The following is a 25,909-nucleotide window of genomic DNA, read 5'->3' on the forward strand; positions in this document are numbered from 1 at the left end:
CGCCTCACTTCGCGGGGCCGCCCTCACGCCCCGTCTACGCGTCGCGCTTGCCCATGGCGACCGAGGCCGTGATGCAGGCGCCGACCGCCCACGCAAGGGTGACGATCGAGCCCAATGCCGGGCCAATGTCCTCCGGGCTGATCCCGAACGAGCCCGAGCCGATCACGGCATCGCCCGCCCCGCTGGGGAGGTAGGCGGTGATGTTGCCGAGCCAGTCGAGCCCGAAGAGGCTCGCGAACGGGAGCACGATCAGCAGGCCGATGACCGTGGTCACGGCGATGCCGCTCGACTTCACGAGCGCGCCGATGCCGACGGCCATGATCGATGTGGCGATGCACACCGCGGGAACGCCGAACAGGATCTGCCAGGTGTGGCCCACCGTCCAATCGACCACGGCGCCGTCGTCCCCGTACTGCACGAGGATGATGACGAGCGAGACGGCGAGCACGAGGATCGACACGATTCCCGTGTAGATCGCGGCCGCGGTCGCCTTTGCGGCGAGCCAGAGGTTCCTGCGCGGCACCACGGAGAACGACACGCGGTACATGCCGGAGCTCCACTCGCCGGTGGCGAGCAGCGCAGAGTAGACGGACAGGATCACCCAGGGCATCAGCACGCCCTTGGCCGCGGTGACGACGGTCCACTCGGCTTCGATGCCGGCCTCCGGGGGCGCGTAACCGCCGGTGGCGACGATGAGGACCGCGAGGCCGATGGCCGCGATGGCGATCCACCACATGCCGCGCATGGTCGTGATCTTGAGCAGTTCGGCGCGCACGGCGCCGCCAAAGGTGAGACGGTTCTGCGCAACGACGGTGGTCACTTGACCGCTCCTTCCGGGGTTCCGGCCTGGTATTCGACGGCATCGGCCGTGAGACGGAGGTACGCCTCCTCGAGGGTGGCGTTGCTCTTGACGAGTTCGTTCAGCGCCAATCCGGAACCGACGGCGAGCTCCGCGATGCGGGGCGGCTCGAGCCCGTTGACCACGACGGCATCGGTGGTGCGAGTGACCTCGGCACCCTCGGCTGCGACGATCGCCGCGAGCCTGTCATCGTCCGAGGTCTTGACCGTCACGGCGCCGGTGGCGGCCTGAGCGGTGAAGTCGGCGACGGAGCCCTGGGCGAGGATCTTGCCGCGGCCGATGACCACCACACGATCCGCGGTCAGCTGCACCTCGCTCATGAGGTGGCTGGACAGCAGCACCGTGCGCCCCTCGGCGGCGAACTGCCTCGCCAGGTTGCGTACCCAAAGGACGCCGTCGGGGTCGAGGCCGTTGACGGGCTCGTCCATGATCAGCGTCGCGGGATCTCCCAGCAGCGCCGTGGCGATGCCGAGGCGCTGCCCCATGCCGAGCGAGAAGCCCTTGACGCGCTTCTTGGCCACCTGGTCGAGGCCGGTCATCTGGATGACCTCGTCGACCCGCTTACGGCCGATGCCGTGGGTGGCGGCGAGCACTCGCAGGTGGTTGCGGGCGGTGCGGCCAGGGGTGACGGACTTGGCCTCGAGAAGCGCGCCCACCACGTGCATCGGGGCGGCGTGGGAAGCGAGAGGCTTGCCATCGACGGTCGCCGTTCCGGCATCGGGCCTATCCAGGCCCATGATCATGCGCATGGTCGTGGACTTTCCCGCGCCATTGGGACCCAGGAAGCCCGTCACCGACCCCGCCGGCGCCGTGAACGAGATGTCGTCCACCGCCCGCTTGGGCCCGTAGGTCTTGGTGAGATTGGCGACCTCGATCACGACGGTTCTCCCTCGTAGATGTTGGTGGGCAAACTAGCAGGACGGGCCTGTGACCGGTAGGGGTCCGCCGTCAGCTTCCAGGCCGCGATGAGCGACACGAGGCCCACGATCACGATGAGGTCCGAGTGGGCCCCGAAGGCCGGGGCCTTGCCCTGCACGAAGGTCATGAAGTCCCAGGCACCGTGCAACAGCATCGGCAGTACGAGAGTGCCGCTGAGGCGGCGAGCCACGTAGAAGATTGACCCCGATAGCCCCGCCGTGATCACCTGCACCGCGCCGATGGCCGGAGCTCCGAGCGCCAGATTGACGATGTGGAAGGCCCCGAACATCAGGCTGGTGAGCAGCCAGACCGAGCGCTCGCCGAGGCGAGCACGAAGCCCGGTGAGGAGCACTCCCCTGGCCATCATCTCCTCCGCGAATCCCACCAGGACTCCGAGGATGATGGCGGTGAGCAGGAACTCGGGAGCGATGGCGGAGTAGTCGGTGGCGATGAGCCCGAGGGCCGTCAGCGCGATCATGGCGATCGGCACGATCCAGGCCCACGCGAGCCGTGCCCGCGAGCGGTCGAAGAGCACCGGCTTCCACCAGCCGAGCAGCCCCGTCAGGAGCGCCATGAGGACGCCGCCGGCGACGAGGGAAACGTCGGCCGCTCGCCAGAGGTTTGCGGCGGTGTTGCCCCATTCGGGGTACGGGATTGCGGCGTGCTTTTGGACGACGAAGACGAGGCCCGAGTAGAGGAGCCAGGCGGTGACACCGATCCAGGCCTGCGGCGCGACGCGCAGGATGGAACGGGCGGTGGCCCCGCTCGCGAGGCGAGCGGGGCCGGTGGTCGTGGTCATGACCGGACCTTCGGGCGGGTGAGGCCGATCGCGAGCGATCCGAGGCCGATGCCGGCGGCACCGATCGCGGCGAGCTCCCACGTCCAGCTGGCGACGCCGGTCTCGGCGAGGCCCGATGCGTCGGTCGCCTTCGCGGTGACCGGGGCCGCGGCGGGGGCGGTCTTGGTGGCCTCGGCGACGGCAGCGGGCAGCGTCACCTTGGTGACGTGCGCGGTGGTCGTGGCGGGGGTAGCCGCGGGCCCGGTGGCGTCGGGGTCAGTGTCGGGAAGCACGATGTCGGGCACCTTGTCGCCGTCGTTGTTCGCCTCAACGGTGAGCGGCACGGGAGTGCCCTGGGGCAGCAGGGGAGGCGCGGTGAGCGCTGCGACGATGTCCTCGTCCGCAGGGATCTGCAGCTCCGAGAGGAACGTCGGGCTCAACTGCGGCGCATCCACCGGAGTGCCCTGCGGACGCGCGGCCGGAACCGCATCGGTCGCCACCAGCTGAGGATCCGCGGGAACCGTCACCTCGGAACCAATCTCGGGCTTCAGTTGCGGCGCATCCACCGGAGTGGCCTGGGGACGCGCGGTCGGGACCGCATCGGTCGTCACCAATTGCGGGTCCGCAGGAGTGGCCTGGGGGCGCGGCGTGGGCCGGTCCTGAGGCAGCACCGGGTACGTGTCCTCCGAGCCCACCTCACGGTTCACCAGCGGGGTGCCCCCCGGAGTGGCCTGGGGCCGCGCGGTCGGCACGGCATCGGTCGCTACCAACTGCGGGTCCGCGGGCACGGTCACCTCGGACAGGAAAGTCGGGCTCACCAGGTCTGTGCCGGTCGGAACGGCCTGCGGGCGGGGGCTCGGGACCGTGACGTCCTGGGTGCGCGATGCGAGATCCTTCAGCGCGAGGAACTCGGGCCGAATCTGGCGGATCGCCTCCGGCGAGGGCGAGGGCGAGGCCGAGGGCTCGGCGCTCGGCGCGGCCGTAGCGTCAGAAGTCTGGTCGCAGTCGCGGCCAAGCGGTCCGGAGGCGAACGCAGCCTGGGGGGCGAGGACGAGTCCGACGGCGATTCCGGCGGCGGCGAGGCCGCCAGCGACGCGGCGGGGGTGAATGGCGGACATGGTGTTCTCCTTCAGAGGGGTACTGCGTGGGGTGGGGGTTCGCCCCTCGTGCGAGGGACGAGGTCGTGAGGGCCGCCCCGCCATTGCGACGGACCTCACGGGCTTAGAGGGCTGCGGGAAGGACCATCGCGACCGAGAACATTGCCCAGTCGTTGACGATGTGTGCTCCGGTCGAGACCCAGATGTTGCGGGTGACCACGTAGGCGAGGGTGAGGAACACCCTGGCGAGGCCGATGTAGAGCAGGCACTGCAGGACGTTCCAGCCGTAGGTCGGCAGGTGCAGCAGCCCGAACATCACGGCGGTGGCGCCCCAGGCGAGAGCGAGGGCCGCGGTGCGGTTCCAGCGGAACCGGCGCACCAGGACCGACAGCAGCGCGAGCAGCGGCAGGATGGTGATGAGTTCCTCGCCCAGCAACTGCGGAATCGTTGCGGCGAAGAAGTTGAGACGCTCACCGAGGCTGGCGTCCGCGAGCAGGTCACCGGAGGGGTTGGCGTTGCCCCCGATCACACCGTTGAGCGCCGACGCGACTGTGAAGGTCACGGTGAGGTTCAGGACGCCGAACCCGACCATCTGCAGCACCTGGCGCAGGCGCACGCTGCGGAAGATCTGGGTCCATCCGCTCGGCGCCGCCCAGGCGAGGGCGAGGAGCGGAATCAGCGGGAACAGGATCGCGTGGGTCCACTGCTGGACCGCGGCGCCACCCGGGATGGGAAGCAGGACCAGCTGGGCGAAGGACACGGCGCAGGCCGCGACCACGACGAGCCAGCGGGCTCCGGAGATCGCTCCGGGACCGTCGTACAGCGGCAGGTCGGGCTTGGTGGGACGGTTCTCCGCGCTGGCGGGGAAGGGCTTGGCCACGGGGTTGGCGCTCATGTCATCTCCTCAATTGGTGATGACTCAAGTCTTGTGAAACGGCCCCCGCCGCACATCGTCCAGCCGCAGACACTTGCGCGTACTGCGATCGCAGTAGGCGCGCTCCCCTACCCCTCGTTCCCGGCGAGTCCTGCCTGGTAGGCGGCCACCACGAGCTGGGCTCGGTCCCGCGCGCCGACCTTCATCATGGCGCGGTTCACGTGCGTCTTTGCGGTCAGCGGGCTCACGAACAGGCGCGCGGCGATGTCCTCGTTGCTGAGGCCCTGCGCCACCAACAGCACCACCTCGCGCTCGCGCTCCGTCAGGTGGCGGAACACGTCCGATGCCACCGAGGGCTGCGCACGTTCCCGCGACACGTGGGAGATCACGGCCTTGGTCGCAGCGGGAGACAGCAGCTCCTCCCCCGCCGCCACGGTCCGCACCGCGTCCAACAGGGCTCCCGGCCTCACGCTCTTGCCCAGGAATCCACTCGCCCCACCGCGCAGGGCCCGCAGCACGTACTCGTCCTCCTCGAACGTGGTGAGCACAATCACGCGGACATCGGACAGATCGGGATCGGCGGCGATCTGCTCCGTCGCGTCCAGCCCATCCATGCCGGGCATGCGGATGTCCATGAGCACCACGTCGGGCCGGCTGGCGCGCACGAGGTCGAGCGCGGCGGCGCCGTCGGCCGCCTCTCCCACCACCTCGATGTCGTCCGCGGTGCCCAGAATCGCGACGAAGCCGCCGCGGATGAGGTCCTGGTCGTCGACGACCGCGACACGAAGCGTCATCTACTTCCCCCTTCTCGCAGCGGCAACGAGGCTCGCACCACGAACTCGTCTCCCTCGCGCGCGGCGCTCACGGTACCGCCCGCGGCGGAGGCCCGCTCGCTCATGCCCAGCAGCCCGAACCCCGACGGGGCGGCATCACCGGCATGGCCGATGCGGTTGCGTACCTCGAGCTCCAGGCTCGCCGCGGCGGCCCCCACGGTCACGGTTGCGGTGCCGTCGCCGTGCTTGCGTGCGTTCGTCAGCGCCTCCTGGACGATGCGGTAGGCGCCGTGGTCGGCTGCCGCGGGGAGGTCCGTGGGGACGGCGTCCGCGCTCACCTCGACGGCGAGGCCGGCCGCCCGCGCCTCTTCGACAAGGGCGTCGAGTTCGCCGATCCCCTGCGTGGGCCGCACGTCGTCCTCGTCCTGACGCAGGACACGAAGCATCACCGGCAACTCCTCGAGCACGCGGGCGCCGGAGTCCTGCACGAGTGCCAGGGCATCGGCAGCGCGCCTCGGGTCACTCTCCAGCAGTGCCTCCGCCACCCCCGCCTGCACGTTCATGACGGCGACGTGATGCCCCACCGCGTCATGAAGTTCGCGGGCGATGCGCAGCCGCTCCTCTGCCACGCGGGAGCGCGCCATTGCGTCGCGCGTCTCCTCGGCCTGACGCGTGCGCTCGCGTTCCTGCGCCACGGACCGTCGGTACAGGCTGACAGCGATGCCCACGGCGGTGACGAGCGCCATCCAGATCTCGGCGGACACCACGACGGAGTCCGTCGGGCCGCGCGAGCCATCGGCCACCAGCGTTCCACCGGCGACCACGACTGCGAGGGCTCCGATCGCGAGCGCCACTGACACGTGGGCGACCCGCGACACTGCCGTGTACAGGGCGACGACGGCGGGGATGAGCGCCGCCGAGATCTCGCCGGACGCCAGGGTGGCGACCACGAAGATCGCTGCGGTGACCAGGAGCACCGGCACCGGCCAGGTCCGCCGCCACACCAGGGCCGCACACGCAATAAAGGTCACGGCCACGTCGACCCAGCCCTGGGCATCGGGCGCACCGTCGACCACCGCGATCACCAGGATCGCCGCGGCCAACAAGGCGGCACCCACCGCGTCCCTGCCGCGCTCGGAGGCCGGCAATGGCAGGCGGCGCGAGGAGGTCATACGCGCCAACCTAGCGCTGAAGAATGTCGACGCAGGCGAGCAATCGCATCGGCCTTCCGAAAGTCCCAGAGACGCGCCGCCCCGACGCGACTAGCCTGGGAGCCGTGAACGCACCCATCGATGCCACGACCACGTCCGCCTGGGCAGAGCTCACCTCTCACAAGGATGGCTTCGCCCCCGACCTGCGCGGCTGGTTCGCCGCCGATGCGGACCGCGTGTCCCGCTTCTCGTTCCCCCTGGCCGACCTCCACGTCGACCTGTCGAAGAACCTCGTCACCGACGAGATCCTGAGCAGCCTCGTCAAGCTCGCCGAGCAGACCGGCGTCGCCGAGCGCTACGCCGCCATGCTCGCGGGCGAGCACATCAACACCACCGAGGACCGCGCCGTGCTCCACACAGCGCTGCGCCGTCCGGCCGATGCCGAGCCCGCCCTTGTCGTCGACGGCCAGAACGTGGACGAGGACGTCCAGGAGGTCCTGGGCCGCGTCGCCGAGTTCGCCGAGCGCGTCCGCTCGGGTGAGTGGACCGGCGTCACCGGCAAGAAGGTGGAGACGGTCGTCAACATCGGCATCGGCGGCTCCGACCTGGGCCCCGTCATGGTCTACGAGGCGCTCGAACCCTACGCCAACGCCGGCATCTCCGCGCGGTTCGTGTCCAACATCGACCCCACGGACATCGGCCAGAAGACCAAGGGCCTCGACCCCGAGACCACCCTCTTCATCGTCGCCTCCAAGACGTTCACGACCCTCGAGACCCTCACCAACGCGCGCCTGGCGCGCACCTGGCTGTGGGAGGCGCTCGCCGCCGCCGGCGTCGACGTCTCTGATGACGACAAGAAGGCCGATGCGGTGGCTCACCACTTCGTCGCCGTTTCCACCGCGCTGGACAAGGTCGCCGACTTCGGCATCGACCCCACCAACGCGTTCGGCTTCTGGGACTGGGTGGGCGGACGCTACTCGGTGGACTCGGCCATCGGCCTGTCCCTCGCGATCGCGCTCGGCCCCGACGTCTTCGGCGAGCTGCTCGAGGGCTTCCACGCGGTGGACCGCCACGTCGCCGAGACGCCGCTGGAGCAGAACGTGCCGGTCCTCATGGGCCTGCTCAACGTCTGGTACGTCAACTTCCTTGGCTCGCAGTCGCACGCCGTCCTGCCCTACGCGCAGCAGCTGCACCGCTTCGCCGCCTACCTGCAGCAGCTCACGATGGAGTCCAACGGCAAGTCCGTGCGCTGGGACGGCTCGCCCGTCACCACCGAGACCGGCGAGATCTTCTGGGGCGAGCCCGGCACCAACGGCCAGCACGCCTTCTACCAGCTCATTCACCAGGGCACCAAGCTCATCCCCGCGGACTTCATCGCTGTGGTGAACCCCGCCTACCCGCTCGAGGACGGCGGCCAGGACGTCCACAGCCTCTTCCTCGCGAACTTCCTCGCGCAGACCAAGGCGCTCGCGTTCGGCAAGACCGCGGAGGAGGTGGAGGCCGAGGGCACGACCGGCGCGCTGGTGGCCGCTCGGACGTTCGCCGGTAACAAGCCGACCACGTCGATCTTCGCGCCGTCGCTGACGCCCGCGGTGCTCGGTCAGCTGATCGGCCTGTACGAGCACATCACCTTCACTCAGGGCGTGATCTGGGGCATCAACAGCTTCGACCAGTGGGGCGTGGAGCTGGGCAAGAAGCTCGCGCTCGAGATCGCTCCCGCGATCGAGGGCGACGACGCGGCGCTGGAGGCGCAGGACGCCTCGACGCAGGCGCTCATCGCCTACTACCGGGCCAACCGGAAGTAACGCTGCTGCAGCACGATGCCCCGGTCACCTTGCGGTGGCCGGGGCATCGTTGCGTGAGGGGGCGTCTTGGGGGCCCACTGGGGCACACCGGGGTGCGCAATCGCGCCGTCAGCGCCCACTGCGGGGCTGGTACGCGTGAGTTAGCGCGTGAGGGCGCCCAGCGCCACGGAGACCATGGCCTTGAAGGTGGTCTCGCGCTGCTCCGAGTCGAGCTCCTCGCCGCGCACTACGTGGTCGGACACGGTCGCGATCATGAGCGCCTCGACACCCTCGGCTGCGGCGACGGCGTACAGGCCCGCCGCCTCCATCTCGACGGCCAGCGTGCCGTAGGCGGCCAGCCGGGGCACCAGGGTGGGGTCGGGGTGATAGAAGGCGTCCGAGGTGAGGACGGGACCCACGCGGAGCGGCGCGCCGGCCTCGTCGGCGTGGTCGGCCGCGGCGCGCAGCAGCGCGAACGACGGCGCGTGCGAGTAGTGCACGCCCGGCAGCCGGTGTGCCGTCATCGACGAGTCGGTGTGCGCGGCCGATGCCGCGATGACGTCGCCGAGCTGCAGGTCGGGGTGGATGCCGCCAGCCGTGCCGACGCGCACCAGGCGCTTCACGCCGTAGTGACGGATCAGCTCGGTGGCGTAGATGGTCGCCGAGGGCATCCCCATGCCCGTGGCCATCACGGACATCGGGCGGCCCTCGTAGGTGCCGGTGTAGCCGAGGATGCCGCGCACGTCCGTGACGAGTTCGGGTCCGTCGAGGAAGGTCTCGGCGATGCGCGTGGCGCGGCGGGGATCGCCGGGAAGCAGGATGTCGGGGGCGAAGGCGCCGTCGGGCGCGGAGATGTGCGGAGTCGGCATGGATCGAGCGTAATGCGCCGGAACACGCGAGCGCCCCGACCCTGGTCCGGGTCGGGGGCACTCGTCGACGCGGGGGCCTTAGCCCACGTAGTCGAACGTGTCGGGGTCGGGACCCACGCGACCGCCAGCACCCTGGTCGAGGGCGTCGATGCGGCTGACCTGCTCGTCGGTCAGGGTGAAGTCGAAGATCGCGAAGTTCTCCTCCATGCGCTCACGACGCATGGACTTGGGGAAGATGATGTCCCCGCGCTGGAGGTGCCAGCGCAGGATCACCTGCGAGGCGGCGCGGCCGGTCTCGCCCGCGATCTCTCCGATGACCTCGTCCTTCAGCACCGCTCCCTGGCCCAGCGGACCCCATGCCTCGACGGCGATCGCGTGCGCGTGCGAGGCCAGCCGTGCGCCGTCGTTGCGGAAGTAGGGGTGCGCCTCGATCTGGTTCACCGCGGGGGCGACGCCGGTGGCGTCGATGATCTGCTGCAGGTGGTCGGGCTGGAAGTTGGAGACGCCCACCGAGGTGAGGCGGCCGTCCTCCTTGAGCTCCAGCATGGCCTTCCAGGTCGACACGAAGTCGCCGTCGTAGCGCGTGGGAAGCGGCCAGTGGATGAGGAACAGGTCGAGGCGGTCCACCTTCAGCTTTTCGAGAGTCTCGTCGAAGGACCGCAGGACGTCGTCCCGGCCGTGGTTCGAGTTGTTGAGCTTCGAGGTGAGGTAGATGTCGTCGCGGGCGATACCGGAGGCCGCGACGGCCTCGCCGACCTGCGCCTCGTTCCCGTACATCTGGGCGGTGTCGATGTGGCGGTAGCCCACCTCGAGCGCCGCACCCACGGTGGCGGCGGTCTCCTCGGGCGGGACCAGGTAGGTACCGAAGCCGAGCTGGGGGATGGACGTCGAATCATTGAGCTTGACGGAATCAACCATGGTGAGGCCAACCATCGCGGCGCCCGACAGATTCCCGGCCGATGCGTCGGCTTAGCCGCGGTGAAGGTACCCGTCGAGGACGGGGCCGAGCTCGTCGAGCAAAGCGTCGCGCGGCATGGTGGCGATCAGCTCGATCCGCAGGACATACCGGGTGATGGCGACCCCGAGAACGTGCGAGCCCGCGAGCGCGAGACCCCGCGTCCGGACGTCCCCCGCATCGGCCTGATCCACCATGTCGCCGCCGAGGACGCGTCTCAGGATCTCCAGGGCCCGCGGCGTCGCCACTCCCGAGCGCAGAAGCGCACGAAGGATGGGGCCCGAATGCTCGTCCTCCCAGAGCCCCAGGTACGCGTCGGCGAAGCGGCGCCCCTTCCCCGGACCGGTGTCCTCCAGCGCGGAGCGGAGTCGGTCCACGGTCGGCGTCCTGTCGATCACCGTGGCGATGAAGAGCCCATCCTTGTCGCCGAACCAGTGGCGGATCATGCCCGGGTCCACGCCCGCGGCAGCAGCGATGGACCGCATCGTGGCGCGGTCGAAGCCCTCCTCGGCGAAGGCGACGAGCGCGGCGTCGAGGATGGCGTCGCGAGTCGTGTCGTCGCCGCGACGGCGTCCGCGCCTGGGCTCGCGCTCACTGTCCGCTGTCGCCATATGCGCAGGTTAGCCGTTCCGGTTGCACAATTCCACACTTGTGGAGTTCACTAGTGACACGACGTTTCGCGCGACGAGAAGAGGCATCCGCATGTCCGAGTCCACCCCCGTCATCGAGGTCTCCGGCCTCATCAAGAACTTCGGCAAGTTCACCGCGCTTCGCGGCCTCGACCTCACCGTCGCCAAGGGCGAGGTGCACGGCTTCCTCGGACCCAACGGGGCAGGAAAGTCCACGACAATTCGCGTGCTGCTCGGCCTGCTCAAGGCCGACGCGGGCGAGGTCCGCCTCTTGGGCGGCGACCCGTGGAAGGACGTGGTCGAGCTCCACCGACGCCTCGCCTACGTCCCCGGCGACGTCTCCCTGTGGCCTGGCATGACCGGCGGCGAGGCCATCGACCTCCTGGGCCACCTGCGCGGCAGCCTCGACGAGGACCGCCGCAGGGACCTCGTGGACCGCTTCGAGCTCGATACCACCAAGCGCGGCCGCCAGTACTCGAAGGGCAATCGCCAGAAGGTGGCGCTGGTGGCAGCGCTCGCCTCCGACGCGGAGCTGCTGATCCTCGACGAGCCGACCTCGGGCCTCGACCCCCTCATGGAGGAGGTCTTCCAGGAGACCATCAAGGAGGCCAAGGACCGCGGGGTCTCCGTCCTGTTGAGCAGCCACATCATGTCCGAGGTGGAAAACCTCACCGACCGCCTCAGCATCATCCGCGAGGGGCGGATCGTGCAGACCGGAACGCTGGACGACCTGCGCACCGACACGCGCAGCACCATCACCGTCACCCTCGCGAGCACGCCCGACGCCTCACTCCTCGGGCCCCTCGAGGATGTCACCATCAACGGCCACGACCTCGTCGCGACGGTCGATCCCGACAACGTGGGCGAGGCCATGGCCCTGCTGTCGGAGTACGGCATCTCCAACCTCACGGTGCAGCCTCCCAGCCTCGAGAGCCTGTTCCTCAAGCTGTACGACGAGGCGACTCGATGACAACCTCCACCGTCGGCACCCCGACCCTGCTGCGCACGTCCCTCAAGCACGACGGGCGCAGCTTCGCCCCGTGGCTCGCGATCGTCACCCTGCTCTCGGTCTCATCCGTGCTCATTTACGACTGGATCTTCCCCGACCAGGCCGACCGCGAGTCCCTCCAGCAGGCGATCGACTCGAACCCCGCCATCGGCCTGATCTTTGGACCCGCGAACGACCTGCTGACCACCGACGGATTCAACGCGTGGCGCTCGCTCGCCCTCGGAGGCTTCCTCACCGCCATGGGCGCGATCTTCATGGTCGTCCGCGCCACCCGCGGCCAGGAGGACTCGGGTCAGGCGGAACTCCTGGCATCGGGCGTCCTGGGACGCTCCACGCGCCTGCTCACTGGCGTGGGCATGGCGTTGATCGGCTCGCTCGCGGTCGGGATCGTCGCCGGCGGCCTCACCGTCCTGTGCGGAGGCGGCGCGGAGAACTCGTGGCTGCTCGCGTGCACGTGGACCGTCACCGGCTGGATGTTCACCGGCGTCGCGGCGGTGTCCGCGCAGATCGGGGCCGACTCACGCACCTCGACCGCCATCTCGGTGGGCACGCTCGGCACGCTGTTCATCCTGCGCGGCTTCGCCTACTCGGTCGAGGCGCCCGAGTGGACCATCTGGGCCAACCCGCTGGGCTGGATGCAGGAGACCTCCCCCGCGGGTGAGAACCTGTGGTGGCCCCTCCTGCTCGGCATCGCCCTCACGGCAGTGCTGCTCGTCGTCGCCTTCGCCCTCGAGGGCGGCCGCGACTTCGGCCAGGGCCTCATCAAGCCGGGTCCCGGCCCCGACCGCGGGAAGGCGCGCGGCCCCTGGGGACTCGCGTGGCGACTGTCCAAGGGCTCGGCCATCACGTGGACCATCGCGTTCGTGCTGCTGGGCTTCGTGTTCGGCTTCTTCGCCACATCCATCACCGACCTCATCTCGGAGGACAGCCCGGTCGCGGCGGCACTCGCGGCTGGTGCCGTGAGCCCGGACGACCTCGTCGGTGAGTTCATGGTCACCGTGCTGTCGCTCGTGGCGATCTTCGCGGCCATCCCGAGCGTCCAGGTCATGCTGCGTGTGCGTTCCGAGGAGATGGAGGACAGGGTCGAGCCCATCATGGCGACCGCGACCGCGCGCTCGCGCTACTACGCGGCCAACGTGGCCCTCGCTCTCCTGCTCCCGATCGTGTACATGGCCGTGGCGGGGCTCGTCATCGCCGTGCTCGCCTCGGGCGCAGACCTGGGCGTGAACGTCGGCGAGGTGTGGTTCCAGGCGTTCGTCATAGTGCCTGCCATCTGGACCATCATCGGCGTCTCGATCCTCGTCGTCGGCGCGCGCCCCAAGGTCGCGGTGGCGGCGTGGGGTGGTGTGGCCGCGACCTTCGTCATCACGCTGCTGGGTCCGTCGTTCAAGTTCCCTGACTGGGCGCTCGGCATCAGCCCCCTGTGGCACGTGCCCCACACGCTCGTCGCCGACACCGACTGGACCGGTCTGGGCTGGGTCTCGCTCTTCACCCTCGGCTTCGCACTGGTCGGCTTCGCCGGTTTCCGACGGCGAGACCTCGCCGTCGAGTAGGGCCGATGCTGCGGCTCAGCTCCCTCGGTACGTCGAGTACGCGAAGGGGCTGAGCAGCAGCGGCACGTGATAGTGAGCGCCGTCGCCCACGCTAAACGTGATGACCACCTCGGGGTAGAACGACTCGACGCCGCGGCGCTGGAAGTACATGCCGGTGTCGAAACGCACCTGGTAGTCACCCCTGGAGAGGCGTTCGGGGCCGATCTCGCCGATGCGCCCGTCCCCATCGGTCACGCCGGAGGCGAGCGGCTCCCAGCCGCCGTCCTCGCGGCCGGACAGGGTGACGGCGACCCCCTCGGCGGGGGTGCCCGTCATGGCGTCGAGGACGTGGGTGGTGAGGTGACTCATCGGTTCTCCCAGGTGGCGCGGATGCGGCCCGCGGCGATCTGCCGCAGTTGCTCGGACGTCTCGTTCAGCTCGGTCAGGGGATCGTTGGTGAGGCGGCGCTCGAGCTCGGCCAGGATCTCCTCGCGGGAGCGACCGGCGGCGCGGATCAGGAACACGCGGCCGAACCGCTCTTCGTAGGCCGCGTTGCCGGCGGCAAGGCGGTCCGCGAGCCCCGCATCGGGGCTCTGGCTCGCCGCCTGCTCCGAGGCGGAGAAGCGCGCCTCCCTGCCTTCGCCGGCGGCGCGCTCGCCGATGCGCGGGTGAGCCGCGAGCGCCTCGTCGACCTCCGCCTCGGTCAGGTGCGCGGCGGAGGCTTCGGAGGCCTCGAGCAGCGCCTCGAGGGTGTCGAGCTTCTGCCCCACGAGTTCGTCGGCCCAGCGGCGAATCCGCAGGCAGTCGAGCAGCTGGTCCCTGTCGAGCGTCATGGCGCCATCCTAGGATGAGGCGCATGAGCGTCACCGGAATCGTGTTGGCCGCCGGGGCGGGCTCCCGCGCGGGAGGCCCCAAGGTCTTGCGCACCAGCGAGGACGGCACCCCTTGGCTTCACCTTGCGTGCGCGGCGCTGCGCGACGGAGGCTGCCGCGAGGTCATCGTGGTCCTGGGGGCCCAGGCCGATGCCGCGGCAGCTCTCGTGCCCCGCGGCGCGCTGCCGGTCGTCGCGAGCGACTGGGCCGAGGGCCAATCGGCCTCGCTCAAGGTGGGGCTCGCCGCCGCGGCGACCTCCGGGGCCGATGCCGCCGTGCTCTCCCTCGTCGACATGCCCAACATGACCGCCGCGGCGGTGGCCCGCGTGATCGCCGCGGCCGCAGACGACCCGCGAGACGCGCTCGCCCGCGCGCGCTACGGCGACTCCCCCGGACACCCCGTGTACCTTGGCCGCGACCACTGGGGCGCCATCGGCGAGGAGGTCACGGGAGACTCGGGAGCCCGCGAGTACCTGGAGAGCCATCTCACCCTCGCCGTCGACTGCACGGACCTGGGCGGCGGCGAGGACGTCGACGCGTGACCCGAGACGCGGTCTTCGCCTTCGACGTCGATGCCCCGCCGGGCGCGAACCCCTGGGTGATCCCTCCTCGCGCCGCACCGATCGCCGTGGTCGCCCCGGATCCGCGATGGGGCCGGCAGGGCGCTCAGCTCTCCGAGCGGATCGGGACGCTCGTGGGCGAAGCCGCCGTGGCGGTGGAACACGTCGGCTCGACCTCGGTCGACGGGCTGCCTGCCAAGCCCATCCTCGATATCGACGTCATCGTCGCCGACGTGGACGACGAGGCCTCCTGGCTCCCACCGCTGGAGTCCGCCGGCTACGTGCTGACGGTGCGTGAACCGTGGTGGCACGGCCACCGCATGCTCAGGGGCGGCACGCGCGGCGACGATGTCGTCGCCCCCACCGACGGCGGGCCCGCGACAAATATTCACGTCTTCGGCACCGGCTGCCCCGAGCACACTCGCCATGTGGTGCTCCGCGATTGGCTGCGCGCGCATCCCGAGGACCGCGATCGTTATGCGCGTGCCAAGCGAGAGGCCGCCACCGCCGCGACAGCGGCGGGCGGGACCGTGATGGACTACAACGCCATGAAGCAGGAACTCGTGCGCGAGATCACCGTGCGCGCGCTCATCGCCGCGGGCTATTCACCGTCCTGACAAGGAGGCGTAGCGTCGACCCCATGGCCATCTCGCTGAACAACGTCGGCATCGCCGTCGAGGACCTCGACGCGACCGTCGCCTTCTTCACTGACCTGGGGCTGGAGCTCGTCGGCACCGACACCATCAGCGGCGAGTGGGCGGACACCGCCGTGGGGCTCGATGGCAATCACGCCAGGATCGCCCTCCTGCGCACCCCCGACGGACACGGCCAGGTGGAACTCTTCGAGTACCTCCACCCCGACGCGATCCCGACGCAGCCGACACTCCCGAACGAGATCGGCATGCACCGCATCGCGTTCCAGGTGGACGACATCGACGCCTCCCTCGCGATCGCCGCGCGACACGGCTGTGCTCCCCTGCGCGGCGTCGCGCAGTACGAGGACATCTACAAGCTCACCTACCTGCGGGGCCCGAGCGGCATCCTCGTGATGCTCGCGCAGGACCTGCGCGCGGCTCAGGACTGACCGAAGGTCTCCGGGTTCACCGGCCGGTCGCGCTTCGGAAGGCCCGCCACCACCAGAAGGTACGACTCGGTGACGAGGTCGTCGACGAACTCGCCATCCAGCCGCCCGCCCGGGTACAGCGAGATCCAGTGCTTCTTGTTCATGTGATACCCGGGGCGGATGTCGTCGTATGCCTCGCGCAGGGCGTGCGAGTCCTCGGGACGTGCCTTGAGGGTGACGTGTGCCTCACCGGACTCGGCCGACTGCAGCATGAACACCTTGCCGTGGACCTTGTACACGTCCCATTCCTCGCCGAAGGGATGCGTGAGGACCGATCCGGGCAGCTCAAGCGCCCTGTCCGCCGCGCGCCGCTGAAGCTCTGCACCGTTCATCCCGCTACCGCCTGACTCGCAGCGCGCCGGGCTGGATCGTGAAGACGACGTGGGAGGTCTCGCCCACCTCGTCGCCGTCGAGTTCGAGGACGCGCGCCTTGCCGAGGTCAACAGTGACCGATCGGACGCGTCGATGCGTGACGGAGTCGGAGCTGGCTGCTGTCTCCTCGCCCCGCACGAGGCGGCGCAGCCCGTTGTCCCACACCATCGACCGCATGGTGTCGAGCCAGCCGGCCACGCCATCGGCGCTCAGCAAGAGCATGTCGAGTTCGCCGTCTGCCGGGTCGGCGTCGGGAAGCAGCGTGATGCCGCCGGTGAGGATGCCGCAGTTGCCGACGATGAGGGTGTGCGCCTGCTGCTCCGCGCGGGCCGAGCCGTCGATCGCGAGACCCATGGGGATGACGTCGCTGGCGTTGACGGCGCGCCCGAGCGACTCGACGTAGGCAAGCCAGCCGATGCGACCCTTCAGGTCCTCGTCGGTCTCGGTGATCATGTGGGCGTCGACGCCGACCCCTGCCATGACCGTGAACGCGTGACGACAGGGGGCGCCGCCGATCTCCGCATCGGCCCACGCAAGGTCGATGGTGCGTGCCTCGCCGGTGATCGCGCGCGCGACGGCCTTGGGGATGCTGCCCAGCGGAATCTCGAGGTTGCGGGCCAGCAGGTTGCCGGTGCCGAGGGGCACGATGCCCAGATCGGCCTCGGTGTCGGCGTCCGCGAGCGCCTCGGCGACACCGCGCACCGTGCCGTCGCCTCCCGCGGCGATCACGAGCGTCGCGCCGTCGGCGAGGGCCTGCTCGGCCTGGCCGCGGCCGGGGTCGTCCTCGGTGGTCTCGATCCAGGACACCTCGGCGCCCTCCGGGGCGGCGTCGGCGACGGCGGCCTCGAGGTCGTCCTTGCTGGTCTTGGCGGGGTTCCAGACGATGGCGATGCTGTCGGCGCTCACGGGTTCTCCTCGGTCACGGATGAGACAGCGTCATCGTCGCCGCAGGCATTCCCCCGGGTCAAGGCGGGCGATCAGGCCTCGATGCTTCCCCTCACCGCGACGTGGGTGAGCCCGCCCACCCAGATCTCACCGGCATCGGCCGAGATCGAGACGCGGCCGTCGCGGCCCATGGCCGTGCCCTGACGCGCCACGTACGGCGCCTCGATGCGGCCCGACTCGGTGAGCCACTGAGCGAGCGAGGCGTTGAGGGAGCCCGTGACGGGGTCCTCCCACACTGGCGCGTCGGCGTCGTAGACGAACGCGCGCACCTCGAGGGAGACACCCTCGGGCCCGCCGGCGCTGTGCGGCCCCGCGATGCCGTAGAAGCCGCGTTCGGGCCGCGGGGCGGCATCGGGAGTGCAGGACAGGACGCGGTCGGCGTCGGCCAGGAGCAGGCCAAGCCATCCGGGGCCGTTGTCGACCCAGGCTGCGGCGACCACCTCGTCGCTGCCGATGCGCAGGCGCTCGCACGCGGCGGCGAGCTCGGCCTCGGTGGGGGCGCCCTCGCGGACGCGCGGAGGGGCCGCGAACGCGAGCGTCTCCCCGTCCACGCGGACCGGGACCAGGCCCGCGCCGCACTGCTGGGTGACCAGTCCGGCCACACGCGGCTCGTTTCCCGCCTCGAGCCACGCGCGGGCGGTTCCGAGCGTCGGGTGACCGGCGAACGGCAGCTCCTCCGTGACGGTGAAGATCCGCGCGTGATAGTCCGCGCCCGGCGCATTGGGCGGCAGCACGAAGGTGGTCTCGGACAGGTTGGTCCACGTGGCGATGCGCTGCATCTCGGCGTCCGGCAGCCCCTCGGCGTCGAGGATGACGGCGACGGGGTTGCCCCGGTAGGGGCCGGAGCCGAAGACGTCCACCTGCAGGAAGGGTCGGGTGCGCATGGCCGTCAGCGTAGGCCGGCTCGGCGGTGCCACGCGGGGTGGAACTGGTGCCGAAAACGCCGCGGGGGCGCGCCGGCGAGTGCCGGCGCGCCCCCGTGGGGATCGACTTAGTTGGCCGCGAGGACGTCGACCGTGAACACCAGGGTCGAGCCGCCGGGGATGGGGCCCATGGTCTGGAAGCCGTAGCCCGACTCCGGCGGCACCACGAGCAGCAGCTTGGAGCCCACGGGCTGGCCGACGATGCCGTCGACCCAGCCGTCGATGAGCGCGCCGTACGCGATAGGGAACGAGATGGCCTCGCCGCGGTCCCACGACGAGTCGAACTTGGCACCGTCCCACAGCCAGCCGCTGTAGTGCACCGAGATGTGCTGGCCCTCCTTGACGGGCTCGCCTGCGCCCTTCTCGTGAACCTCGACCACGAGCTCGTCGGGCTTGACGGCGTCGGTGAAGTCGATGCTGGGCGCGCCGGCGGCGTCGCGGGTGATGACGGGCAGGGTCATGGTCGCTCCTTGGGGTGGGTGGATTGCCGCCCAGCCTAGTGCGCGCCGGTCAGGCCATACCCTTCGCGAGCTCGAGCACCGCGGCCTCGAAGGCGTCGAGAGCGAGCGCGACGTCGTCCGCCCTCACGTCCTCGTCCCGGTGATGCGAGATGCCGTCCTTGCAGCGGATGAACAACATGGCGTAGTCGCACAGGTCGGCGATCGCCATCGCGTCGTGGCCCGCCTTCGACAGCAGCGTCATCGGCTGGCTGTCGCCGGTGGCGGCGATGCCCGCCTCGATCGCTGCCGCCAGGCGGGCGCCCACGACGGTGGCCTTGGCCTGGTGCTTCTCGTCGATGAGGAAGTCGAGGCGTCGTTCGGCGGCCGACTTCAGCGCCTTCTCCTCGATGTCGAGCCACACGCGGTCGCGCAGCGCATCGGTCTCGGCGCGCAGGTCGAGGGTGAACTCGGCGCGGCCGGGGATGACGTTCTGGGCGCCGGGGTAGGCCTGCATGCGGCCCACGGTGCCGACGGCGCCCGCGTCGCGAGCGAGCGATTCCACCGCCACGGCGACCTCGGCCGCCCCCAGCAGCGCGTCGCGCCTGCGCCCGTACGGCACTCCCCCGGCGTGACCGGCCTCGCCCACCATGGTGAGCTCGAAGCGCCGCGCGCCCATGATGCCGCTCACGACGCCGAGCGCCTTGTCGGCGTCCTGAAGCAGCGGCCCCTGTTCGATGTGTGCCTCGAGGTAGCCGATGACGTCGCGTGGATCCAGCGCCGCCTCGCCCACGCGCGCGGGGTCGAGCCCGAAGGCCACGAAGGCGTCGCGCAGCGTCACCCCCTGCGGGTCCCGCAGGTCCCACCACGACTCGTCCCAGGTGCCGGCGACGGCACACGAACCCAAAAGGGTGCGGCCGAACCGCGTCCCTTCCTCGTCCGCGAACCCCAGGACGTCGATCGCGAACGGGAGGCGCTCGCCTCGCTCGGCGAGGCGGCCCACGACGGCGATGGCCATGAGCGTGCCGAGGATGCCGTCGTAGCGTCCCGCCCCTGGCACGGTGTCGAGGTGCGAGCCGAGAAGCAGGACGGGAGCATCGGCCGTGAGCCCCGCGTAGCTTCCGCGCTGATTACCGGCGGCGTCCTGCCACGGGATGAGGCCCGCCTGCGCCATCCACTCGCCCACCGTCCAGTTGGTGCGCGCGTGTTCGGGGGTCAGGTAGGAGCGTTCGATGCCGTCGTTGGCCGCCGTGTGCGTCGCGAGCACGTCGCAGCGCGCCAGTACCTCCGCGGCGGAGTTCGCGGCGGGCTCGGCCGGCTCAGCCACCTTGGCGGTCGGCGCCGAGGACCGGCTCATCCACACCCGCTTCACAGCGCCGCCTCGTAGACCTCGTACGCCACGTCGACGCCGCCGCCGGCGGGCGCGCGGTGTCCCGCCCTGCGCAGCACCGCCTCGAGCGCCGCAAGGGTGGTGAGCACGGCATCGGCCCTCGCGTTGTGGCCCATCGTGCCGATGCGCCAAATCTTCCCGTGCAGCGGGCCAAAGCTGGTGCCGATCTCGATGCCGAAATCCTCAAGCATCGCGCCGCGCACGGCGTCGCCGTTCACGCCCTCGGGGATCGTCACGCCCACCACGTTCGCCATCTTGTACGCGAGGTGGCCGAACGGGGCCAGGCCCAGGGCCTGTGCGCCGGCGAGCATGGCCCGCCCGTGCAGCTCGTGACGCCTCCACGACGCGTCGAGTCCCTCCTCCAGGAGAATCCGGGCGCACTCGCGCGCGCCGTAGAGCATGGTCGTCGCCTCGGTGTGGTGGTTCAGCCGACGCTCGGACCAGTACTCGAAGATCTGGCCCATATCCAGGTAGTTGGAGCGGATGGGGGCGTCCAGCACGGGGTCGTCGGCGTCGCGGATTCCCTCCTCGACCGAGGTGCGGCCGCGGATCACCTCGGCGGCGCGCGCGGAGAACGTCACGGGCGCGGAGCCGGATGGTCCCCCGAGGCACTTCTGCAGTCCGGCGGTGGCGGCGTCGATTCCCCACTCGTCGACCCTGAACTCGTTGCCGCCGAGCGTCGCGGTCGCATCCACGTACAGCAGCGCCCCGTGGCGCTCGCACAGCTCCCCGAGCCCCTCGAGCGGCTGCGCGACGGTCGTGGACGTGTCGCCGTGCACCACCGCGAGGACCTTGGGCTGCACCTCGATCAGCGCAGCCTCGATCGCGTCCTCGGTGAACACCTCGCCCCACTCGGTCTCGATCGTGTGGACCTCGGCCCCCACGCGCCGCGAGATCTCGGCAAGCAGATGCCCGAAGCGGCCGAAGATGGGCACGAGCACCCTGTCGCCGGGCTCGAGGAGCGACACGAGGGCCGCCTCGATGCCGGCGCGCGAGGTGCCGTCGACGAGCATCGTCTGCCGGTTCTCTGTGATGAATACCTGGCGGTACAGGTCCATGACCTCGTTCATCGCGTGCGTCATCGCGGGGTCGTACTGGCCGACGAGCTGCGCGCTCATGGCGCGCAAGACGCGCGGATCCGCGTTGATGGGGCCGGGCCCCATCAGGAGGCGGGGCGGCATGTTCACGGGACCGGGGAAGCTCACGCGGTCATTGTGGCGCGAACCTGTTACGCGAGCATGTCGAATGCGTGGCGGAGTGTCGTCGCCTCGGCCGCGTACCAGCCTGGACGCGGCCGACGCGGTGTGGCTACGATGCAAGGGCCAACGCGGGGAGCTCGGGACAGCCGAGCTGAGAGGACGGCCGTACCCGCGCCGTCGACCCGAGAACTTGACCTGGGTAATGCCAGCGTAAGGACGTGCCAGACGGCGCGGGCGTGGGCACGGCGGGGTCCCTGAGGTGACCGCGTCCGTCCGCACACCCCGTGTCCCCTGGCGACGGCGTGCTGCGTCGCGTGTTCCTCGGGTCACGACACCTAGGAGACACCCGTGATCGCCGAGATCCAGGTCCTGCCCCGTCCCATCGGCACCGCCGAGGACCGTTACGCCCACGTCGACGCCGCCATCGCCGTCATCTCCACTTCCGGCCTTGCCTACGAGGTGGGAGCGATGGGCACCACCATCGAGGGCGCTCCCGACCGCATCTGGCCGCTGCTGCGCGAGATCCACGAGGCGACCCTCGCCGCGGGCGCCGAGGGCTGCATGTCCATGATCAAGGTCTCCGGCGCCGCTGGCGACGACGGCCCGTCGGTGCAGGACCTCGTGGGCAAGCACCGCCAGTGACGGCCGATGCCACGGTCGCCGTCCGTGCGCGCGGCACCTCGCGCGGGCGGGCGGCGGCCATCGGCGCTGCCACCGTCGTGGTGCTTCTCGCGTTGTGGGAGGCGGCGGTGAGGCTCGGCGGGCTGCCGCCGTTCATCCTCCCCGCACCGTCCGCGGTGGCCGCGGCGGCCGTCGAGCAGGCTCCCCAGCTGGGCGAGCACGTCGCCACCACGCTGACGGAGGCGGCGCTCGGCCTCGCCGTGGGGTCGCTCGTCGGGTGGCTCCTCGCCGTCCTGACCGCGACGGTGCCGACCGCCGGCCACGTGACCCAGCCGGTGGTGCTGCTCAGCCAGACCGTACCGACCGTGGTGCTCGCTCCCCTGCTGATCCTGTGGGCGGGGTTCGGGCTCACCTCCAAGGTCATCGTCGTCGCCCTCACGGTCTTCTTCCCCGTCCTCATCGCGGCCGCGAGCGCCATCCGCGACGTGGACGCCGAGCACGCCGACATGGTCGCCGGGCTCGGCGGCGGGCGTCGCCACCAGCTGTGGCTGGTGCGACTTCCCGCGTCAGTGCCGGGCGCGCTGTCCGGCCTGCGCATCGCGGCCACCTACGCCGTAGGCGCCGCCGTAGTGTCCGAATACCTCGCCGGTCAGTCCGGCATCGGCGTCTTCATCCAACGCTCCCGCAAGGCCTACGCGGTGGACCAGATCTTCGTCGGCATCGCGCTCATCGCGCTGCTGTCGGGGTTGTTTGTCCTCGGGATCGTCGCCCTGCGCCGCGCCCTCACCCCCTGGCAGCCCCCGGCTGCCCGTCTATGACAAGGAAACCCCTATGACTCCCCTCCACCGCATCGTCCCCCTCGCCGCCGCGGCAACCCTGCTCGCCGGCTGCTCGGGGGCATCGGCCGACGACACCTCCTCCGCGGCCCAGGCCGCCGCCGTCGAGCCCACCGAGGTCACGGTGGTGCTCGACTGGACTCCCAACACCAACCACTCCGGGCTCTACCTGGCGCTCGCCAATGGCTGGTACGAGGACGCCGGCCTCGACGTCACCGTCCTAGAGCCGGGCGAGACCTCCGGCTCGCAGCTCGTCGCGAGCGGCCAGGCCGACTTCACCTACACGGTCGCCGAGGGCCTCCTTCCCGCTCGCGCCGCGGGGGCGGACCTCGTCTCGGTCGCGACCGTCATCGAGCACAACACCTCGTCGCTGCTGTCGCTCTCCGAGGACGGCATCGAGCGCCCCCGCGACCTCGAGGGCAAGCGCTACGGCTCCTACGAGTCCGACCTCGAGAAGGCGATCATCTCGAGCCTCGTCGCGTGCGACGGAGGCGACCCCAGCAAGGTCGAGTTCACGCCGCTCGTGAGCGACGACTTCCGCATCGGCCTCACCGAGGATCAGTTCGACGCCGCCTGGGTGTTCGACGCCTGGGACACCGTCCGCCTGGGAGAGGTCGACGGGCTCGACGTGAACACGCTCGCCTTCCGCGACTACTTCGAGTGCATCCCCGACTGGTACACGCCGCTCATCGCGACCAGCGCCGCCACCATCGAGTCCGACCCGGCGACCGTGCGCGCCTTCGTCGAGACCACGGCACGCGGCTACGAGGCCGCGATGGAGGACCCGCAGGCCGCGGCCGACGCCCTCATGGACGCCGCTCCCGAGCTCGACCGCGAGCTCGTGGAGGCGAGCGCTGCGTGGCTCGCCGACCAGTACGCGTCCTCGCCGTCGACGTGGGGCGTGCAGTCCGGCGACACCTGGAGCGAGTTCTCGACCTGGCTCGCGGACGGCGGCATGCTCGACGGCGACCCGGGCGTGGACGAGGCCTGGACCAACGAGTTCCTGCCCGGTGACGCGTGAGCCTCGTCTTTCGTGAGGCCGATGCCGCGGCCGGGCGGGGCGGCGACGCCTCCCCGGCCGCAGGGCCGGCGCCGGTCCTCTCGGTCAGCGAGCTGTCCGTCGTCTTCCCTCCCCGTCGCCGGGGTGACGCTGCCGTGGCGGTGCTCGACGGCGTGAGTCTTGCGGTGGTCGAGGGCGAGTTCGTCGCCGTCCTGGGCCCCTCGGGCTGCGGCAAGTCGACAATGCTGCGCGTGGCGGGCGGCCTGCTCGCGGCCGATGCCGTGGTCACCGGCACCGTGACGGTGCCGCGCGACGCGGCCGGTCGGCGAGCCACGGCGTGGATGCCGCAGCGCGACGGGCTGCTGCCGTGGCGACGCGCGCTGGCGAACGCGATGGTGGGGGCGATCGCCGCGGGGGTGCCGCGGGAGCGGGCCGAGCCGCGGGCGCTGGAACTGTTCGAGGAGTTCGGGCTCGCGGGGTTCGAGCGCGCCTGGCCCCACGAGCTGTCCGGCGGGATGCGCCAGCGCCTCGCGCTGCTGCGCACGTGCCTCGCCGAGAAGCCGGTGCTGTTGCTCGACGAGCCGTTCGGCGCTCTCGACCCCGTCACGAGGCGGCGGATGAACGCGTGGCTCGCGGGTGTGGGGCTCGCCCAGCGGGCCGGCTCCGCGGTGGTGCTCGTGACCCACGACATCGACGAGGCGATCACGCTCGCCGACCGCGTGGTGGTGCTCTCCGAGCGGCCAGGGCGCGTGGTCCTCGAGGCCCGCGCGGCGGACGGCTACGACAGGGAGGCGATCCTCGCGGCGCTGGATGCAGGCGGCCCGCCCATGTCACCGGCGGGCCGTAGCCTGACGGCATGACAGCACCCGCGGCGCCCCGAACCGTCGACGTGGCGCTCGGGGTCCTCCAGCGCGCCGACGAGTACGACCTCGACGAGGGGCCGCGCTGGGAGGACCTCGACCTCTCGCGGTTGTCGTTTGAGGGCAGGGACCTCACCGCGTCCGCATTCAGCGGCTGCGACCTGACGGGCGTGGACCTCGACGGCGTCCCGGCCCGGCGGCTCGACGTCACCGAGTGCGTCATCGAGGCGGTCTCCCCCGCCATGCTCGACGCGCCGGATTCACGGTGGGTGCGCAGCGCCGTGACGAGGTCGCGGATCGGCGCCGCGACGCTGCACGGGAGTACCTGGGATCAGGTCACCGTGATCGGCTGCAAGGTGGGCTTTCTCAACCTGCGCGGCGCACGGCTCACCGATGTGCGGTTCGTCGACTGCGTGCTCGACGACCTGGACCTCATGGGCGCCGCGCTCGAGCGCGTGGCCTTCGAGGGCTGCACCACCCGTATGCTCACCGCGCACAACTCGCGCCTCACCGACGTCGACCTGCGGGGCCTGGAATTCCACGGGATCGACGCGGCAGCGGGGCTCGCGGGGGCGACGATCACCGAGCAGCAACTCACCGACCTCGCTCCGCTGCTCGCAGCGGAGGCAGGCGTCGAGGTCGCCTCGGACTAGTCCCGGGGCCCGTCGAGCGCGTCGACGAGCCGGGCGATCTCGCGGCGGTCGCCGTCGTCGAGACCGTGGAGCGGGCGCGGCAGGCAGTCGGGGGCGGCGAGCCCCAGGTGCTCGGCGATCGCGGCCGAGGTGCGCATCCCCGTATGCGTGCCGTTGAGCCTCCACAGCGGGGCGAGTGCTGCCGACGCCTCCGTCGCCTCCTCTGCGTCGCCGTGATGTGCCGTGGCCGCGAGGCCGAGCGCGACGCGCGGGAGGATTCCCGCAAGGACGGAGTGCCACACGTCGTAACCCGCGAGCATGGCGGCCGCCGCGGAGGCGTCTCCCGAGAACCCGACGGCGACACTCGCGGGGACGAGCTCCCTGAGCTCGGCGAGCCGCCGCGCCGCCACCGCCGGGTCGTCGGCGACCCCCGGGCTCTTGATGCCGGCCACACCAGGAAGCGCCGCGACCGAGGCGAGCAACTCGTCCTCGAAGCCGAACCCGGTGGTGCGGGGGTTGTCGTACACGATGAGCGGCAGGCCACTCGCGCCGGTCACGTCCTCGTAGAGGCCTCGGACCTCGTCCCGGGTGAGCGGCTGATAGGACACCGGCGCCAGCAGCCCGGCCGCGGCGCCGGCCTTGTCGGCGTCGGCCGCGAGCGCCGCGACATCGCGCGTGGCCGGCGACCCGAGCCCCACGTACACGGGCACGTCCCCGGCGGCGTCGAGGGCGATCCGCAGCAGGCGCATGCGCTCGGGCAGCCCCAGATAGGCATAGCCGCCCGTCGAGCCGAGCACCGTGATGCCGTCGACGCCGGACGCGGCGGCGCGCTCGACCAGCGCGACGAACGCCGCCTCGTCGACGGCGCCCGCGCGGAACGGGGTCAGGGGGTACGCGATGACGGCGGTCAC

The 25,909-nt window shown here is 70.9% G+C and carries 30 protein-coding genes and 1 riboswitch; of the genes, 11 read left to right on the forward strand and 19 right to left on the reverse strand.

Annotated elements, in window-relative coordinates; translation table 11 throughout:
• Positions 1–34: 34 nt before the first annotated feature.
• From B7K26_RS08515 to B7K26_RS08545, 7 genes are all read right to left on the reverse strand, one after another.
• The gene (locus tag B7K26_RS08515; RefSeq protein ID WP_084078699.1) at positions 35–820 is read right to left on the reverse strand and encodes a hypothetical protein; all 786 of its coding nucleotides are present in this window, start codon (positions 818–820) and stop codon (positions 35–37) included.
• A complete protein-coding gene (locus B7K26_RS08520) occupies positions 817–1,737 on the reverse strand; it encodes an ABC transporter ATP-binding protein (RefSeq protein ID WP_084078701.1) in 921 nt (306 codons plus the stop codon). The genes B7K26_RS08515 and B7K26_RS08520 overlap by 4 nt, the downstream gene beginning before the upstream one ends.
• Positions 1,734–2,576 carry a CPBP family intramembrane glutamic endopeptidase gene (locus tag B7K26_RS08525; RefSeq protein WP_084078703.1) on the reverse strand — a complete coding sequence of 281 codons (843 nt, stop codon included), beginning with the start codon at positions 2,574–2,576 and terminating at the stop codon, positions 1,734–1,736. The genes B7K26_RS08520 and B7K26_RS08525 overlap by 4 nt, the downstream gene beginning before the upstream one ends.
• Entirely contained in the window at positions 2,573–3,673 is a 1,101-nt protein-coding gene (locus tag B7K26_RS08530; protein WP_084078704.1) for a hypothetical protein, read from the reverse strand. The genes B7K26_RS08525 and B7K26_RS08530 overlap by 4 nt, the downstream gene beginning before the upstream one ends.
• Positions 3,674–3,776: 103 nt before the next feature.
• Complete coding sequence (locus B7K26_RS08535; RefSeq protein WP_084078706.1) at positions 3,777–4,547, reverse strand: CPBP family intramembrane glutamic endopeptidase; 771 nt, start codon at positions 4,545–4,547, stop codon at positions 3,777–3,779.
• A gap of 107 nt (positions 4,548–4,654) precedes the next feature.
• Positions 4,655–5,320, reverse strand: a complete 666-nt coding sequence (locus tag B7K26_RS08540; protein ID WP_084078708.1) for a response regulator transcription factor — start codon at positions 5,318–5,320, stop codon at positions 4,655–4,657.
• Positions 5,317–6,471, reverse strand: a complete 1,155-nt coding sequence (locus B7K26_RS08545) for a sensor histidine kinase (protein WP_084078710.1) — start codon at positions 6,469–6,471, stop codon at positions 5,317–5,319. The genes B7K26_RS08540 and B7K26_RS08545 overlap by 4 nt, the downstream gene beginning before the upstream one ends.
• Before the next feature lie 104 nt (positions 6,472–6,575).
• Here B7K26_RS08545 and pgi point away from each other — a divergent pair, with 104 nt between their 5' ends.
• Positions 6,576–8,255: a glucose-6-phosphate isomerase gene (gene pgi, locus B7K26_RS08550; protein ID WP_234998767.1), complete on the forward strand. Its 1,680-nt coding sequence runs from the start codon at positions 6,576–6,578 to the stop codon at positions 8,253–8,255.
• A gap of 140 nt (positions 8,256–8,395) precedes the next feature.
• Here the strand turns inward: pgi and deoD are convergent, their stop codons facing one another.
• The 3 genes from deoD to B7K26_RS08565 form a co-directional block, all read right to left on the reverse strand.
• Positions 8,396–9,103 carry a purine-nucleoside phosphorylase gene (gene deoD, locus B7K26_RS08555; protein WP_084078714.1) on the reverse strand — a complete coding sequence of 236 codons (708 nt, stop codon included), beginning with the start codon at positions 9,101–9,103 and terminating at the stop codon, positions 8,396–8,398.
• Positions 9,104–9,181: 78 nt separating this feature from the next.
• The gene (locus B7K26_RS08560) at positions 9,182–10,021 is read right to left on the reverse strand and encodes an aldo/keto reductase (protein WP_084079180.1); all 840 of its coding nucleotides are present in this window, start codon (positions 10,019–10,021) and stop codon (positions 9,182–9,184) included.
• A 51-nt stretch (positions 10,022–10,072) separates the two neighbouring features.
• Positions 10,073–10,669, reverse strand: a complete 597-nt coding sequence (locus B7K26_RS08565; protein WP_084078716.1) for a TetR/AcrR family transcriptional regulator — start codon at positions 10,667–10,669, stop codon at positions 10,073–10,075.
• Positions 10,670–10,760: 91 nt separating this feature from the next.
• Here B7K26_RS08565 and B7K26_RS08570 point away from each other — a divergent pair, with 91 nt between their 5' ends.
• Together B7K26_RS08570 and B7K26_RS08575 are read left to right on the forward strand one after the other, a co-directional pair.
• Entirely contained in the window at positions 10,761–11,657 is an 897-nt protein-coding gene (locus tag B7K26_RS08570) for an ABC transporter ATP-binding protein (RefSeq protein ID WP_084078718.1), read from the forward strand.
• Positions 11,654–13,249, forward strand: coding sequence for an ABC transporter permease (locus B7K26_RS08575; RefSeq protein WP_084078720.1), 1,596 nt, complete (start codon positions 11,654–11,656; stop codon positions 13,247–13,249). Before B7K26_RS08570 ends, B7K26_RS08575 begins: the two co-directional genes overlap by 4 nt.
• Positions 13,250–13,264: 15 nt before the next feature.
• Here B7K26_RS08575 and uraH read toward each other — a convergent pair whose 3' ends face one another.
• Positions 13,265–13,597, reverse strand: coding sequence for a hydroxyisourate hydrolase (gene uraH / locus B7K26_RS08580; protein WP_084078722.1), 333 nt, complete (start codon positions 13,595–13,597; stop codon positions 13,265–13,267).
• The gene (uraD, locus tag B7K26_RS08585) at positions 13,594–14,061 is read right to left on the reverse strand and encodes a 2-oxo-4-hydroxy-4-carboxy-5-ureidoimidazoline decarboxylase (protein WP_084078724.1); all 468 of its coding nucleotides are present in this window, start codon (positions 14,059–14,061) and stop codon (positions 13,594–13,596) included. The genes uraH and uraD overlap by 4 nt, the downstream gene beginning before the upstream one ends.
• Before the next feature lie 23 nt (positions 14,062–14,084).
• Between uraD and B7K26_RS08590 the strand changes: the two genes are divergently transcribed.
• From B7K26_RS08590 to B7K26_RS08600, 3 genes are read left to right on the forward strand one after another with little or no spacing between them, the layout of a single operon-like run.
• Positions 14,085–14,642, forward strand: a complete 558-nt coding sequence (locus B7K26_RS08590) for an NTP transferase domain-containing protein (protein WP_084078726.1) — start codon at positions 14,085–14,087, stop codon at positions 14,640–14,642.
• The gene (locus B7K26_RS08595; protein ID WP_084078728.1) at positions 14,639–15,277 is read left to right on the forward strand and encodes a GrpB family protein; all 639 of its coding nucleotides are present in this window, start codon (positions 14,639–14,641) and stop codon (positions 15,275–15,277) included. The genes B7K26_RS08590 and B7K26_RS08595 overlap by 4 nt, the downstream gene beginning before the upstream one ends.
• Before the next feature lie 23 nt (positions 15,278–15,300).
• Positions 15,301–15,744 (forward strand): VOC family protein, encoded by a 444-nt coding sequence (locus B7K26_RS08600; RefSeq protein WP_084078729.1) that lies wholly within the window; start codon positions 15,301–15,303, stop codon positions 15,742–15,744.
• On the opposite strand, the gene B7K26_RS08605 is transcribed toward B7K26_RS08600, so the two are convergent.
• From B7K26_RS08605 to B7K26_RS08630, 6 genes are all read right to left on the reverse strand, one after another.
• Positions 15,735–16,115: an MmcQ/YjbR family DNA-binding protein gene (locus B7K26_RS08605; RefSeq protein ID WP_084078731.1), complete on the reverse strand. Its 381-nt coding sequence runs from the start codon at positions 16,113–16,115 to the stop codon at positions 15,735–15,737. The genes B7K26_RS08600 and B7K26_RS08605 overlap by 10 nt on opposite strands.
• A gap of 4 nt (positions 16,116–16,119) precedes the next feature.
• Entirely contained in the window at positions 16,120–17,061 is a 942-nt protein-coding gene (locus B7K26_RS08610) for a diacylglycerol kinase family protein (RefSeq protein ID WP_084078733.1), read from the reverse strand.
• A gap of 71 nt (positions 17,062–17,132) precedes the next feature.
• Positions 17,133–17,984: a PhzF family phenazine biosynthesis protein gene (locus B7K26_RS08615; RefSeq protein WP_084078735.1), complete on the reverse strand. Its 852-nt coding sequence runs from the start codon at positions 17,982–17,984 to the stop codon at positions 17,133–17,135.
• Between the two features lie 107 nt (positions 17,985–18,091).
• Positions 18,092–18,484, reverse strand: a complete 393-nt coding sequence (locus tag B7K26_RS08620; protein WP_084078737.1) for an FKBP-type peptidyl-prolyl cis-trans isomerase — start codon at positions 18,482–18,484, stop codon at positions 18,092–18,094.
• A 49-nt stretch (positions 18,485–18,533) separates the two neighbouring features.
• A complete protein-coding gene (locus tag B7K26_RS08625; RefSeq protein WP_084079182.1) occupies positions 18,534–19,817 on the reverse strand; it encodes an allantoate amidohydrolase in 1,284 nt (427 codons plus the stop codon).
• Positions 19,818–19,828: 11 nt separating this feature from the next.
• A complete protein-coding gene (locus tag B7K26_RS08630; protein WP_084079181.1) occupies positions 19,829–21,013 on the reverse strand; it encodes an alanine--glyoxylate aminotransferase family protein in 1,185 nt (394 codons plus the stop codon).
• Between the two features lie 155 nt (positions 21,014–21,168).
• Positions 21,169–21,283, forward strand: a riboswitch (TPP riboswitch).
• A 114-nt stretch (positions 21,284–21,397) separates the two neighbouring features.
• Between B7K26_RS08630 and B7K26_RS08635 the strand changes: the two genes are divergently transcribed.
• The 5 genes from B7K26_RS08635 to B7K26_RS08655 are packed head-to-tail and all read left to right on the forward strand — an operon-like array spanning position 21,398 to position 25,019.
• Complete coding sequence (locus B7K26_RS08635; protein ID WP_084078739.1) at positions 21,398–21,691, forward strand: thiamine-binding protein; 294 nt, start codon at positions 21,398–21,400, stop codon at positions 21,689–21,691.
• Positions 21,688–22,488 (forward strand): ABC transporter permease, encoded by an 801-nt coding sequence (locus tag B7K26_RS08640; RefSeq protein WP_234998768.1) that lies wholly within the window; start codon positions 21,688–21,690, stop codon positions 22,486–22,488. Before B7K26_RS08635 ends, B7K26_RS08640 begins: the two co-directional genes overlap by 4 nt.
• Positions 22,489–22,501: 13 nt before the next feature.
• Entirely contained in the window at positions 22,502–23,527 is a 1,026-nt protein-coding gene (locus B7K26_RS08645; RefSeq protein ID WP_084078741.1) for an ABC transporter substrate-binding protein, read from the forward strand.
• Positions 23,524–24,366 carry an ABC transporter ATP-binding protein gene (locus tag B7K26_RS08650; protein ID WP_143340610.1) on the forward strand — a complete coding sequence of 281 codons (843 nt, stop codon included), beginning with the start codon at positions 23,524–23,526 and terminating at the stop codon, positions 24,364–24,366. Before B7K26_RS08645 ends, B7K26_RS08650 begins: the two co-directional genes overlap by 4 nt.
• The gene (locus tag B7K26_RS08655; RefSeq protein WP_084078743.1) at positions 24,363–25,019 is read left to right on the forward strand and encodes a pentapeptide repeat-containing protein; all 657 of its coding nucleotides are present in this window, start codon (positions 24,363–24,365) and stop codon (positions 25,017–25,019) included. Before B7K26_RS08650 ends, B7K26_RS08655 begins: the two co-directional genes overlap by 4 nt.
• Here the strand turns inward: B7K26_RS08655 and B7K26_RS08660 are convergent.
• Positions 25,016–25,909 carry a dihydrodipicolinate synthase family protein gene (locus B7K26_RS08660; protein WP_084078745.1) on the reverse strand — a complete coding sequence of 298 codons (894 nt, stop codon included), beginning with the start codon at positions 25,907–25,909 and terminating at the stop codon, positions 25,016–25,018. The genes B7K26_RS08655 and B7K26_RS08660 overlap by 4 nt on opposite strands.

This window comes from Demequina sp. NBRC 110057 (assembly GCF_002090175.1).
Classification (GTDB): domain Bacteria; phylum Actinomycetota; class Actinomycetes; order Actinomycetales; family Demequinaceae; genus Demequina.